Origin of the sequence: Streptomyces sp. NPDC046915 (assembly GCF_040644935.1) — a bacterium.
Classification (GTDB): domain Bacteria; phylum Actinomycetota; class Actinomycetes; order Streptomycetales; family Streptomycetaceae; genus Streptomyces.
The window spans coordinates 494,740-508,407 of record NZ_JBEYXB010000004.1; the positions used below are offsets into that span (position 1 = coordinate 494,740).

At 73.1% G+C, this 13,668-nt stretch carries 10 protein-coding genes; 8 read left to right on the forward strand and 2 right to left on the reverse strand.

Annotation, left to right across the window (positions count from 1 at the left end; all coding sequences use genetic code 11):
- Positions 1 to 146 precede the first annotated feature (146 nt).
- From ABZ915_RS13470 to ABZ915_RS13490, 5 genes are all read left to right on the forward strand, one after another.
- The gene (locus tag ABZ915_RS13470) at positions 147 to 1,037 is read left to right on the forward strand and encodes a xanthine dehydrogenase family protein subunit M (RefSeq protein ID WP_361800671.1); all 891 of its coding nucleotides are present in this window, start codon (positions 147 to 149) and stop codon (positions 1,035 to 1,037) included.
- Positions 1,037 to 1,624: a (2Fe-2S)-binding protein gene (locus ABZ915_RS13475; RefSeq protein WP_361800674.1), complete on the forward strand. Its 588-nt coding sequence runs from the start codon at positions 1,037 to 1,039 to the stop codon at positions 1,622 to 1,624. Before ABZ915_RS13470 ends, ABZ915_RS13475 begins: the two co-directional genes overlap by 1 nt.
- Positions 1,624 to 4,008, forward strand: coding sequence for a molybdopterin cofactor-binding domain-containing protein (locus tag ABZ915_RS13480; RefSeq protein WP_361800677.1), 2,385 nt, complete (start codon positions 1,624 to 1,626; stop codon positions 4,006 to 4,008). Before ABZ915_RS13475 ends, ABZ915_RS13480 begins: the two co-directional genes overlap by 1 nt.
- Before the next feature lie 127 nt (positions 4,009 to 4,135).
- Positions 4,136 to 5,593 (forward strand): NCS2 family permease, encoded by a 1,458-nt coding sequence (locus tag ABZ915_RS13485; protein WP_361800680.1) that lies wholly within the window; start codon positions 4,136 to 4,138, stop codon positions 5,591 to 5,593.
- A 48-nt stretch (positions 5,594 to 5,641) separates the two neighbouring features.
- Complete coding sequence (locus tag ABZ915_RS13490) at positions 5,642 to 6,793, forward strand: XdhC/CoxI family protein (RefSeq protein WP_361800683.1); 1,152 nt, start codon at positions 5,642 to 5,644, stop codon at positions 6,791 to 6,793.
- A 370-nt stretch (positions 6,794 to 7,163) separates the two neighbouring features.
- Here the strand turns inward: ABZ915_RS13490 and ABZ915_RS13495 are convergent, their stop codons facing one another.
- The gene (locus ABZ915_RS13495; RefSeq protein WP_361800686.1) at positions 7,164 to 7,604 is read right to left on the reverse strand and encodes an SRPBCC family protein; all 441 of its coding nucleotides are present in this window, start codon (positions 7,602 to 7,604) and stop codon (positions 7,164 to 7,166) included.
- 84 nt (positions 7,605 to 7,688) lie between these two features.
- The gene (locus ABZ915_RS13500; protein WP_361801006.1) at positions 7,689 to 8,450 is read right to left on the reverse strand and encodes a polysaccharide deacetylase family protein; all 762 of its coding nucleotides are present in this window, start codon (positions 8,448 to 8,450) and stop codon (positions 7,689 to 7,691) included.
- Positions 8,451 to 8,595: 145 nt separating this feature from the next.
- Here ABZ915_RS13500 and ABZ915_RS13505 point away from each other — a divergent pair, with 145 nt between their 5' ends.
- From ABZ915_RS13505 to ABZ915_RS13515, 3 genes are all read left to right on the forward strand, one after another.
- On the forward strand, positions 8,596 to 9,237 hold the full coding sequence (locus ABZ915_RS13505; RefSeq protein ID WP_361800688.1) for a phosphoribosyltransferase: 642 nt from the start codon (positions 8,596 to 8,598) through the stop codon (positions 9,235 to 9,237).
- A gap of 114 nt (positions 9,238 to 9,351) precedes the next feature.
- Positions 9,352 to 11,352, forward strand: coding sequence for a serine protease (locus ABZ915_RS13510; RefSeq protein ID WP_361800691.1), 2,001 nt, complete (start codon positions 9,352 to 9,354; stop codon positions 11,350 to 11,352).
- Entirely contained in the window at positions 11,349 to 13,661 is a 2,313-nt protein-coding gene (locus tag ABZ915_RS13515) for a tetratricopeptide repeat protein (RefSeq protein ID WP_361800694.1), read from the forward strand. The genes ABZ915_RS13510 and ABZ915_RS13515 overlap by 4 nt, the downstream gene beginning before the upstream one ends.
- Positions 13,662 to 13,668: the final 7 nt, after the last annotated feature.

The following is a 13,668-nucleotide window of genomic DNA, read 5'->3' on the forward strand; positions in this document are numbered from 1 at the left end:
CCTTCATGGTTTCCGTGACTGACCCGGCCGGAGCACAGCGCTGTGTACTGAGCCCGTTCAGCGTGAACACCACATGAACGAGCCGGGCCCGCCGCACCCGATCTGGCTCGAACCGTATGACCTCGAGACCAGGAAGAGAGCCGGTCATGGACTTCCTACGCCCCGCCAGCTGGGAGGAGGCGCTCGCCGCGAAGGCCGAGCACCCCACCGCTGTGCCGATCGCGGGCGGCACCGATGTGATGGTCGAGATCAACTTCGACCACCGCCGGCCCGAGTACCTCCTCGACCTCAACCGCATCGGTGATCTCTACGAATGGGAGACCGGCGAGGACAGCGTGCGGCTGGGAGCCTCGGTGCCCTACACGCAGATCATGGAGAACCTGCGCGCCGAGCTGCCCGGCCTGGCCCTCGCCTCGCACACGGTCGCCTCCCCCCAGATCCGCAACCGCGGCGGCGTCGGCGGCAACCTCGGCACCGCCTCCCCGGCCGGCGACGCCCACCCCGCGCTGCTCGCGGCGGGCGCCGAGGTCGAGGCCGAGTCCGTGCGCGGCTCCCGGCTGATCCCGATCGACGAGTTCTACACCGGCGTGAAGCGCAACGCCCTGGCGCCCGACGAGCTGATCCGCGCGGTGCGGGTGAAGAAGGCCGACGGTCCCCAGCAGTACTCCAAGGTCGGCACCCGCAACGCCATGGTCATCGCGGTCTGCGCCTTCGGCCTCGCCCTGCACCCCGGGACCCGCACGGTCCGCACCGGCATCGGCTCGGCCGCGCCCACCCCGGTGCGCGCGAAGACCGCCGAGGAGTTCCTGAACGCGGCGCTCGAAGAGGGCGGCTTCTGGGACAACGGCAAGATCATCACCCCGTCGGTCGCCAAGCGGTTCGCGGACCTGTGCGCCGCCGCCTGCAACCCGATCGACGACGTCCGGGGCACGGCGAGCTACCGCCGCCACGCGGTCGGCGTCATGGCCCGCCGGACGCTCACCTGGACCTGGGAGTCGTACCGCGGCACCCGCCGCAGCTCGGAGGGAGTCGCGTAATGCGTGTCAACTTCACCGTCAACGGACGCCCGCAGGAAGCCGACGACGTGTGGGAGGGCGAGTCCCTGCTGTACGTGCTGCGCGAGCGGCTCGGCCTGCCAGGGTCCAAGAACGCCTGCGAACAGGGGGAGTGCGGGTCCTGCACGGTCCGGCTCGACGGTGTGCCCGTGTGCTCCTGCCTGGTGGCGGCGGGTCAGGTGGAGGGCCGGGACGTCGTCACGGTCGAGGGGCTGGCCGACCACGCCGAGCAGCGGGCCCGCGGCGACTCCCGCGGGACCTCGCTGGACGAGGCCAAGGCCTGGCGGGCCGAGGGCACCGACTCCCGGACCGGCGAAGGCACCGGCCCGTCCCCGCGCGCGGCGCTCTCCCCCATCCAGCAGGCCTTCATCGACGCCGGCGCCGTCCAGTGCGGCTTCTGCACCCCGGGCCTGCTGGTCGCCGCCGACGAGATGCTCGAGCGCAACCCGGACCCGACCGACGAGGACATCCGCGAGGCCCTGTCGGGGAACCTGTGCCGCTGCACGGGCTACGAGAAGATCATGGACGCGGTCCGCCTGGCGGCCGCCCGGCAGGGAGAGGCTGTCTGATGCCCACCAACGGCGCTCCCACCAAGCTCACCCAGGGCACCCGGACCAAGGGCGGCATCGGCGAGTCCACGCTCCGCCCCGACGGCACCCTCAAGGTCACCGGCGAGTTCGCGTACTCGTCCGACATGTGGCACGAGGACATGCTCTGGGGCCAGATCCTGCGCTCCACGGTCGCCCACGCCGAGATCGTCTCCATCGACACGGGCGAGGCCCTCGCGACGCCGGGCGTGTACGCCGTGATGACGTACGACGACCTGCCGACCGACGTGAAGAACTACGGCCTGGAGATCCAGGACACCCCGGTCCTCGCCCACGGCAAGGTACGCCACCACGGCGAGCCGGTCGCGATCGTCGCCGCCGACCACCCGGAGACCGCGCGCCGCGCCGCCGCCAAGATCAGGGTCGAGTACCGCGAGCTGCCGGTCATCACCGACGAGGCCTCCGCGACCGCCCCGGACGCGGTCCTCGTCCACGAGAACCGCACCGACCACCACATCGGCCACGTCCCGCACCCGAACATCGTCCACCGCCAGCCGATCGTCCGCGGCGACGCGAAGGAGGCCGCCAAAAGGGCGGACGTGATCGTGCAGGGCGAGTACTACTTCGGCATGCAGGACCAGGCCTTCCTCGGCCCGGAGTCCGGCCTCGCCGTGCCGGAGGAGGACGGCGGCGTCCACCTCTACATCGCGACCCAGTGGCTCCACTCCGACCTGCGCCAGATCGCGCCCGTCCTCGGCCTGCCCGAGGAGAAGGTGCGCATGACGCTGGCCGGTGTCGGCGGCGCGTTCGGCGGCCGTGAGGACCTGTCGATGCAGATCCACGCCTGTCTGCTCGCGCTGCGCACCGGCAAGCCCGTCAAGATCGTCTACAACCGCTTCGAGTCCTTCTTCGGCCACGTCCACCGCCACCCCGCCCGGCTCTACTACGAGCACGGCGCGACGAAGGACGGCAGGCTCACCCACGTCAGGTGCCGCATCGTGCTGGACGGCGGCGCGTACGCCTCCGCCTCCCCGGCCGTGGTCGGCAACGCCTCCTCCCTCGGCATCGGCCCGTACCGGGTCGACGACGTCGACATCGAGGCCATCGCCCTCTACACCAACAACCCGCCGTGCGGCGCCATGCGCGGCTTCGGCGCGGTCCAGGCGTGCTTCGCCTACGAGGCGCAGATGGACAAGCTGGCGAAGCGGCTCGGCATCGACCCGGTGGAGCTGCGGCAGCTCAACGCGATGGAGCAGGGCACGCTCCTGCCGACCGGGCAGCCGGTGGACTCGCCCGCCCCCGTCGCCGAACTCCTGCGCCGCGTCAAGGCGATGCCCATGCCGCCGGAGCGCCAGTGGGAGAGCAGCGAGGGCGCCGACGTACGGCAGCTGCCCGGCGGTCTGTCCAACACCACGCACGGCGAAGGCGTCGTACGCGGTGTGGGCTACGCGGTCGGCATCAAGAACGTCGGCTTCTCCGAGGGCTTCGACGACTACTCCACCGCCAAGGTCCGCCTGGAGGTCATCGCGGGCGAGCCGGTCGCCGTCGTGCACACGGCGATGGCGGAGGTCGGCCAGGGCGGCGTCACCGTCCACGCCCAGATCGCCCGGACCGAGCTGGGCGTCGCCCAGGTGACCATCCACCCGGCCGACACGCAGGTGGGCAGCGCCGGTTCGACCTCCGCGTCGCGTCAGACGTACGTCACCGGCGGCGCCGTCAGGAACTCCTGCGAGCTGGTGCGCGAGAAGGTCCTGGACCTCGGCCGCCGCCGGTTCGGCACGTACCACCCCGCCTGGGCCACCGCCGAGCTGCTCCTGGAGGGCGGCAAGGTCGTGACCGACGCGGGCGAGGTCCTCGCCGACCTGGTGGACGTGCTGGAAGGGGAGGCCGTCGAGGTCGAGGCCGAGTGGCGGCACCGCCCGACCGAGCCCTTCGACCTGCGCACCGGCCAGGGCAACGGGCACGTCCAGTACTCCTTCGCCGCGCACCGCGCCGTCGTCGAGGTCGACACCGAGCTCGGCCTGGTCAAGGTCGTCGAGCTGGCCTGCGCGCAGGACGTCGGCAAGGCGCTCAACCCGCTGTCGGTCATCGGCCAGATCCAGGGCGGCACCACCCAGGGCCTGGGCGTGGCCGTGATGGAGGAGATCATCGTCGACCCGAAGACGGCGAAGGTCCAGAACCCCTCCTTCACGGACTACCTGATCCCGACCATCCTCGACACGCCGACCATCCCGGTCGACGTTCTCGAACTCGCCGACGACCACGCCCCGTACGGGCTGCGCGGCGTCGGCGAAGCCCCGACCCTGTCGTCGACCCCGGCCGTCCTCGCGGCGATCCGGAACGCGACCGGGCTGGAGCTGAACCGCACGCCGGTCCGGCCCGAGCACCTCACCGGAACCGCGTGACTCCCGGGGGGCTTCGTCCCCCGGTTCCTTTGTTCGTCTCGGGCCGTCCCCCGGGTCGTCCACATCCCAAATCCCGTGATCGCCGGGAGGCTTCGCGGGTGTCCCTATGAACCTTGGGAGATGACCCATGGCCCAGCAGTCCCTGGAGCCGACGACCACCGCCGAGGACGCGGGCGCGGGAACCCGCGTCCCGGCCGGCCGGTCGTGGCTCGACCGGTACTTCCACATATCCCGGCGCGGATCCTCCGTCGCGCGCGAGGTCCGCGGCGGCGTCACCACCTTCATGGCGATGGCGTACATCCTGCTGCTCAACCCGCTGATCCTGTCCGGCAAGGACGCGGCGGGGGACACGCTCGGGCAGCAGGCGCTGATCACCGCGACCGCGTTCGCGGCGGCCTGCACCACGCTGCTGATGGGTTTCGTCGGCAAGGTGCCGCTCGCGCTCGCCGCCGGCCTCTCCGTCTCCGGTGTCCTGTCCTCGCAGGTCGTGCCGGAGATGACCTGGCCGCAGGCCATGGGGATGTGCGTGGTGTACGGCGCGGTCATCATGCTGCTGGTCGTCACCGGTCTGCGCGAGATGATCATGAACGCGATCCCGCTGGCGCTCAAGCACGGGATCACCATGGGCATCGGCCTGTTCATCGCCCTCATCGGCTTCTACAAGTCCGGCTTCGTGCACCAGGGCAAGGCCACCCCGGTCACCCTCGGACCCGCGGGTGAACTGGCGGGCTGGCCCGTGCTGCTCTTCGCCGGCACGCTGCTGCTGATCTTCATGCTCCAGGCCCGGAACGTCCCCGGCGCCATCCTCATCGGCATCGTCGGCGGCACGGCCGTCGCCGCCGTCCTCAACGGCCTCGGCGTCATCGACCCCGGGCAGTGGGCGGGCGGCGCCCCCGAACTCCACGGCAGCGCGGTGTCGATGCCCGACTTCTCGCTCTTCGGGCACGTCGAGTTCGGCGGCTGGGGACAGGTCGGCGCGATGACCGTCGGCATGATCGTCTTCACCCTCGTCCTCGCCGGGTTCTTCGACGCGATGGCCACCATCATCGGCGTCGGCACGGAGGCCGGGCTGGCCGACGACGAGGGCCGGATGCCGGGCCTGTCCAAGGCGCTGTTCATCGACGGCGCCGGCGGCGCGATCGGCGGTGTGGCGGGCGGTTCCGGCCAGACCGTCTTCATCGAGTCGGCGACCGGGGTGGGCGAGGGGGCCCGCACGGGACTGGCCTCCGCCGTCACCGGCCTGCTCTTCGCGGCCTGCCTGTTCTTCACCCCGCTCACCGCGATCGTGCCGCAGGAGGTCGCCTCCGCCGCCCTGGTCGTCATCGGCGCGATGATGCTGATGAACGCCCGGCACGTGGACTGGGCCGACCGGGCGACCGCCGTCCCGGTGTTCCTGACGGTCGTGCTGATGCCGTTCACCTACACGATCACCACGGGCGTGGCCGCCGGCGTCGTCTCCTACACGGCCATCAAGGCCGCTCAGGGCAAGGCCCGGGAGCTCGGGGCATTCATGTGGGGCCTGACAGGCATCTTCCTGGTCTATTTCGCCCTCCATCCCATTGAGGGCTGGCTGGGCGTGCACTAGCCGGACCGTCGGACCCCCGCCGCACGAGCGCTTGAAGGAGACCGAGAGATGCTGGACATCGCCGAGGAGCTGAACCGGTGGGTCGAGCAGGGCCGTGACTTCGCCGTCGCCACCGTGGTGGCCGTCGGCGGCAGCGCCCCGCGCCGGCCCGGCGCCGCCCTCGCGGTGGACGCCGACGGGACGGCGATCGGCTCGGTCTCCGGCGGCTGTGTGGAGGGCGCGGTGTACGAGCTGTGCGGGCAGGCGCTGGAGGACGGCGAGTCCGTGCTCGAGCGCTTCGGGTACAGCGACGAGGACGCCTTCGCCGTCGGCCTGACCTGCGGCGGCGTGATCGACATCCTCGTCGTGCCGGTACGGGCGGGCGACGCCGTCCGTCCGGTGGTCGCCGCCGCGCTCGCCGCCGCCGCGCGAGGGGAGGCGGCGGCGCTGGCGCGGATCGTCTCCGGACCGGCCGAACTGCTGGGCCGGGCGCTGCTGGTGCGTGCGGACGGCTCGTCCGAGGGCGGCTTCGGCGGACACCCGGAGCTGGACCGCACGGTGGCCGCCGAGACGGCGGCCTTCCTGGACGCGGGCCGCACCGGCACCCTGGAGATCGGCGAACAGGGCTCCCGCTGCGGGGCTCCGCTGACGGCGCTGGTCGAGTCGTCGGTCCCACCGCCCCGGATGATCGTCTTCGGTGCGATCGACTTCGCTTCGGCGCTGGTCCGCGTCGGCAAGTTCCTGAACCATCACGTGACCGTGTGCGACGCCCGTCCCGTCTTCGCGACGCCGGCCCGCTTCCCCGAGGCCGACGAGATCGTCGTCGACTGGCCCCACCGGTACCTGGAGCGGACGCCGGTGGACGCCCGGACGGTCCTGTGCGTGCTGACCCACGACGCCAAGTTCGACGTGCCGCTGCTGAAGCTGGCGCTGCGACTGCCGGTCGCGTACGTCGGCGCGATGGGCTCCCGCCGTACCCACCTCGACCGCAACGAACGCCTGCGCCAAGTCGGCGTCACCGAGCTGGAACTGGCCCGCCTGCGTTCGCCCATCGGCCTCGACCTCGGCGCCCGCACACCCGAGGAGACCGCCCTGTCCATCGCCGCGGAGATCGTCGCCGACCGGCGCGGCGGCAGCGGCGTCTCACTGACCGGCGCACACACCCCGATCCACCACGACCCGGCCCCGGCCCCGACCCGACGCATCGGTTCGGTGGCCTGAGCACCACCGGAGGGCGGCCGACCACGGGCGTACGGTGCCCGAGGCCGGCACCTGCCCCTGCGGGCGAGGCCGGAGGGAAACCGGCGGCACCTGACCGGCGCGGCCCCGACCACGACACCGCGGCCGGGCGCGCCCGGCCGCGAGCCTCCCGCACGGGCCGCGGGCCGATGACCGTCGGGGCCGTCCTGTCCGTCAGGGGCTGCGCACACCACGCGCGTACGGCCCGTCCGGCAACCCTCCCCGCGCCGCGGCAGCACGGCCGGGGCGGGCGGCCGCGTCCTGTGCGCATCGATCCGGCGGGAGCCGCGCCCGGCGGTGAACCGGTCGTCCCGGCGCCGCGGGTCGACGACAGTCCGGGCCGCCCCGTCCGTCACGGGCTGCGCAGCAAGGTGTTGACGGCCCGTCCGAACACCGTCCGGGCCGTCGCGGCCAGGGGGCGGTCGAAGGCGGAGGGCAGCCAGCGGACCCGCAGTTCCTCCCGCCACACCACCCGGGTACGGCCGCCCGGTCCCGGCCGTACCTCCAGTTCGGCCCAGCCGAGCACCACGCGGCCCCGCTTGACCAGGCGGCACAGTCCGGGCTCGCCGTCCCGCGGCGGGCGCCAGACGGTGACCTCCATGGGATCGTCGATGGCGAGCGGCCCGATCCCCGAACGGGCCACGACCAGCGTGCCCTGACGGGTCGGCGGGTCCGTGACCACGGTGATCCGGGTCAGCGGGACGGCGTCGGCATGCCGGGACCACTCCGTGAGCCGGCGCCACGCCTCGTCGATGGGGAGCGGTGCCGTGCGTTCGAGGAGGAAGTTGACCACGGCACGATCGTAGGGAAGCGGGCCGGGCCAGTGGCACATCGGCCGCCGGATCACGCGGACGGCGCAATCCCCGTGCGAACAGCCCTACGGCCGGTACACCTTCCCCGGTTCGGCCTTCCCGGGCGCGAGGAGCTGGGGCACGGTCACGAACACGTACCCGCGCTCCTTCAGCGCGTCGATGATGCCGGGCACGGCGGGCACGGTGCCCTTGTAGATGTCGTGCAGCAGGATGATCCCGTCCCGGGAGGCCTGCGCGAGGACGCGCTTGGTGATCAGCGCGGAGTCGGTGGTCGTGTAGTCCTTCGCGGTGACGCTCCACAGCACCTCCGCCAGGCCCTCCGCCTTGGCGATCTTGTGCACATTCGCGTCCGTACGGCCCTGCGGCGGACGCAGCAGCGTCGGCCTGTGCCCGGTCAGCCGCTCGATCGCGTCGTCGGGCCGCTTCAGCTCCTCGCGTATCTGCGCGTCCGATATCCGGGTCAGGATCTTGTGGTCCCACGTGTGGCTGGCGACCTCGTGGCCCTCGGCCGCCATCCGCTTCACCAGCTCCGGGTACTTCTCGATGTGCCGCTTGCCGAGCAGGAAGAAGGTCGCCGGGACCTTCTTCTCCTTCAGGATGTCCAGCAGCCGGGCCGAGTTCTCGCTGGGCCCGGCGTCGAAGGTGAGCGCGATGCACTTTGCCTCGCGGCAGTCGACGGTGCCGAACCGGGCCGGGGCACCGGCCGCCTGGGTGCGGGCGGCGCCGGGGCTGGTGGCGTCCACGTCCGCGCAGCCGGTCAGCACCAGGGCCAGACCGGCGGCCGAGGCCGCCGCGGTGAGACGGAACCGGGGCGCCCGTCTCTGCATCTTGTTGGTCGAGAGCTTGTCGGTCGAAAGAAGCATGGGCGGACTATACACTCAGTGTATAGAGCATATGTTCGAGAGTCTCGCCCGGAGGGGTTTCCGGTCACCATGGAGGGAGAGGACCGAGCCGCGCCGGAGAGGAAGACCCATGCGCTTCCAGGACCGCAGGCAGGCCGGACGGGAACTGGCCGTACGGCTGCGCACCATGCAGGAGCAGGGCACTCTGCCCGACCCCGTCGTCCTGGCCCTGCCCCGCGGCGGCGTCGCGGTGGCCGAGGAGGTCGCCCGGGAACTCGACGCCCCCCTCGACGTGCTCGTCGTACGCAAGATCGGCGCACCCTCCCAGGAGGAGTTCGGCGTCGGCGCGATCGCCGGTGACGATCCCCCGCTCCTCGACGAGGACACCCTGCGCGGGCTGGGCCTGAGCGAGGAGGAACTCGCCCCCGTGGTGGCACGCGAACGCGCCGAACTCCACCGCCGCGAGCAGCGCTACCGGCAGGGCCGCCCGCCGCCCGACCTCGCGGGACACACCGTGATCGTCGTTGACGACGGACTGGCCACCGGCTCCACCGCACGCGCCGCCCTGCGCCATGTGCGCCGCCGGGCACCCGCCCGTGTAGTCTTGGCCGTACCCGTCGGCGCCCCCGGCTCGCTCGACCAACTGCGCGGCGAGGCCGACGACGTGGTCTGCCTGCTCCGGCCGGCCTCCTTCGCCGCCGTCGGCCAGTGGTACGAGGACTTCGGGCAGCTCACCGACGCCGAGGTGCTCGACGCCCTGCACGCGCACTGACCGCGCCCCCGTACCTGTCCCGCCCCCGCCCTGTCGCCCGCCGTCACCCCCGTCTGTCGGGACTCTGCGCACATCAGTGGTACCGGAGAGTCATCGCGAGTAACCTCACAAGACATGGCAGGCACGGGGGAGCAAGCCGTCGAACTGGAATTACGCACACCGCGGTGGATCGCCCGCATCCACCACGCGGAGGGACACGTCGTGGGCGCCGGGGTGCTGCTGAGCCCCGACCGGGTGCTCACCTGCGCCCATGTCGTCCAACCGGACCGGACCTACGTCGTCAGCTTCGTCGGCGCGGCCGAGGGAACCGTCCCGTCCGTGACCGCCACCGTCGGCGAGCGGGAGTGGATCCCGGAGGAGGCGGACGACTTCGGCGACCGCGCCGGAGACCTCGCCCTGCTGCGCCTGGCCGAACCCCGGCCCGCCGAGGACGCCACCCGGCTGTTCCGCCTCGCCACCTCGCGGCAGGGCGTGCGCATGTACGGCTTCCCGGTGGGCGACGACGGCGGCCGGTGGCACGGCGGCACGGTGGTCGGGGGCCGGGGCCGGGACGGCCAGGTCCAACTCCGCCCCGACACCCCGGGAGAACTGGCCAGCCCGGGATTCAGCGGCGGAGGCGTCGTCGACCTGGCGACCGGCCGGCTCATCGGCATCGTGCTCAGCGTGGACGAGGGCCACGCCTCCCTCTTCACGTACATGAGCCCCGCCGAGACCGTCCTGCGCCACCTCCCGCAGGTCGCCGCCTGGACGGCCGGCCGGTCCGCCGTCGACCCCGGGCTGCGCCCGAAGCACGACACCGGCGAACTCGACGTGGAGTTCGCCACCGAACTGGCGGGCTGGTTCCGCGGCGAGGGCTGGCCGGTGCTGGTGACCGTCGTCCCGTCCCGCGGCCGCCGGGCCTGGACGCTGGGCCGGGCCATCACGCTGGCTGACCGCGAACTGCGCACCCGGCGCAACACCAGCCGGTTCTCCGACGACCCGCCCGACACCGTCCCCCCGGCCGGCAGCCACGACCTCGCCTTCGGCGTCCAGGGCCTGACGGTCGCCCAGGTCGCCGAGCGGATCACGGAACGGCTCGGCGCCCCCGTGGATCCCCTGGGCGGTCTGCCGGAGGAACTCGCCGAGGCGCGCACGCCGCTCGCCGCCGTCCTGGTGGGCGTCGACCTGGCGGCCGAACCCGGGCGGCTGCTCGCCCTGCTGGAACGGCTCGCCCAGCAGGGCGCACGCCTGCTGCTGGTGTTCCGCAGGCGGGGCGGGCTCCTGGCACAGGCCGAGGAGACCCTGGTACGGGTGCCGTTGCCGGACCGCTGGAGCAGGATGCGCGCCGAACTCGACCGGATCGTCGACCGGCTCGGCCCCGCCCTGCACGAACGCCTCGGCCGGGTGCTGCCGCGGCCCGGCACCGAGGAGCTGATCGCGCGGGCCGACGACGCCTTCCGGCGCACCGTCGTCCTGCGTGAACAGGTGGCCGCCCGCCCGGTCCCCGAACCGCGGCACGCCGAGGACTTGTTCGCCTACGAGGCGGCGGCCCGGCGCCGCAGACGGCGCCTGGAGCAGGCCGTCGGCGCCCTCGACGCCCGCGTCCTGCGCCACGACGAACTGCGCGGCCGGGTCGCCGGGATATGGGCGCTGTGGCGGCAGCGGTCCGGGCCACCGGACATCACCCGCGACATGGAGGCGTACCGGCTCTACGAAACCGCCTCCCGCCTGCTGCGCCGTCGGCCCTGCGACATCGAGGAGGCCGAGGCCGCGGTCGAGCGGTTCGTCGCGTTCGGGTCCGGACGGCAGGGCGAGGGCGGAGTGCCGTACGACGGCGGAGTCCCGTACGACGGCGGGGACGGCCGTGACCCGGGTGACGGGTCAGCGGGGGAGGACGACTCGCCCGAGCCCGGCGATCCGGCGGCCCCTGACTCCGGTTCCGGCCGGGACCCGGGCGACGGCGGGGACCCGGGCGACGGCGGGGGCCCGGGCGACGGCGGGGACGGCCCGCGGGCCCACGACGAGGCGAGGGCAGGGGTGTCCCCGGCCGCCCGTGGCGTCAAGGGGCTGCGGGGCCTGCGCGGTGCCGGCGGCCTTCGTGGCTTCGGTGGTGCGCGGGGGGAGGGGGCCTCATGAAGCCGTGCAACCGGCCCGGCTGTGCGGGCCGCGTCATGGCCACCGGCTACTGCGACACCTGCGGCCACCGTGCCGCGACACCGGCCGCCGAACGGGACCCCGGGCCACGGCCCGCCACGTCGGGCGCCCCGGTCCGGAGCCGCCGCGAGCCGCCCGCCCCGGTCCCGGTGCACGCCGTCGCCGGCACCGGCGACCTGGACCAGCACGGCCTGGTCGTCCTGCCCGAGGTCCCGGTCCCGGAGCTGGACGAACTCCTCGAAGAGGAAGCCGCACCGCCCTCCGGGGGCCGTCGTTGCGGCTACAAGGGCTGCACCATGACGGTCGGCGTCGGCTACGGCGGCCAGCCGCCCCGGGCCACCGGCCGCTGCCCGCGGTGCGGCACGCCCTACTCCTTCCTGCCCGAACTGATTCCGGGCCGCAAGGTCATGGACCACTACCGGATCCTCGGCTGCATCCCCGGCGGCGGCCTCTCCTGGGTCTACCTCGCCGCGGACACCCGTGCGCAGGGCATGCACGTCGTGCTCAAGGGCCTGATCAACGTCCACGACGCGCAGGCCCGCCGCAACGCCGTCGAGGAACAGCGCTCGCTCACCGAACTGCACCACCCCGACATCGTCCGCCTCATCACCTACGCCGAACACCAGGTACCCGACCGGTCGCCCACCGGCTACCTGGTCATGGACTACATCGCCGGCCGGTCCCTGCAACGGCTCTTCGACTCCGACGACGTCACCCGTCTCTTCAAGGGCCGCCCCCGTCTCGACCACGTGCTGACCTACGGGTGCAAGATCCTCGGCGCCCTCCAGTACATGCACGAACGCGGGCTGCTCTACTGCGACATGAAGCCCGCGAACGTCATCCACTTCGGACGGGAGATCAAGGTCGTCGACCTCGGCGCGGTCCGGGCGATCGGCGACCGCACCTCCGCCTACGTGTACACGGACGTGTACGCGCCGCCCCAGGCGGAGATAGACCGGCGCGGCTGGCACGTCGACAGCGACCTCTACACGGTCGGCGTGACCCTGGAAGCACTGGCCCGCGGCACCGAGCCCGCCCCCGGCCTCTCCCCGGACTCCTTCCGGCTGATCACCGAGCGGGCCACCCACCGCGACCCGCTCGCCCGGTTCCGCTCGGCGGCCGAGATGTCCCGCCAACTCTGGGAGGCGCTGCGGGAGTTCCGCTCCCTCCAGTTCGGCGAGCAGCTGCCCGAGAGCTCCACCCGGTTCTCGCCCACCGACGCCGCCCTCGACGCCGGGCTGGGCGCCATCCCCTCACTCGGCCACTGGACGAACCGCCCCGACGGCACTCCGCGCGAGCTCTCCTTCAGCGCCCCAGCCGCCGCCGAGGTGGCCGGCGCCCTGCCCCAGCCCGTCCCGGACCCCGACGACCGGGCCGCCCTGCTGCTGGACACCTTCCCGCCGGACGCCCCGGACCGGGTCGCCGAGCAGTGGCGGCGCGAGTCCCGCCTCGGCACCGCCGAGACCGCGCTGTGGCTGTGCCGCGCCTACCTGCGGGCCGGCCGGCAGGACGAGGCCGAGACCTGGCTCGCCGAGGCCGAGACCCAACTCGGCGAACAGGACGCCCGCTACGACTGGCGGATCGCCTGGCACCGCGGCGTCCTGCACCTCAGCAGCTCGGACGTGGACGGCGCCGACCGGTGCTTCGACGCGGTGTTCCAGGCGCTGCCCGGCGAGTACGTGCCCAAGCTCGCCCTCGGCTACTGCGCGGAACGGCACGCCGAGGCCTGGGCGGACCGGGACGACGAACTCCACCGGCAGGCCCGGACGACCCGGGCCATGACCTTCTACGAGGCTGTGTGGAAACGGGACTTCGCCCATACCGCCGCCGCCTTCGGACTGGCCCGCGGCCATCTGGCCTCCGGCGAACGCGACAAGGCCGTGGCGGTCCTCGACGACGTCCCCTCCACCTCACGGCACTACGACAGGGCCCGGATCGCCGCCGTGCGCATCCGCACCGGCACCCTGCTGGGCCGCCCGCCGTCCGTGCCCGACCTCAGGGACGCGGCCCGGCGGCTGCCCCTGCTCCGCCTCGACGGCGGTGAGAGCGACGGCGCGTCCAGGGACCGGCTGGTCGCCGAGGTCCGGGAGAACGTCCTCGACCGCTGGCCGCGCCAGGGCTGGGGGCCGGAGTTCCCGGCCGGGACACTGCTCGGTTCCGGCACCAGGCAGGCGCTCGCGGAACTCCTCGAGCAGTCCTTCCGGCAGCTGGCCGGACAGGCGCACACCGCCGACGAACACGGCCGGCTGCTGGACCTGGCCAACACCGTCCGTCCGATGACCAGATTCTGAAAGAGCT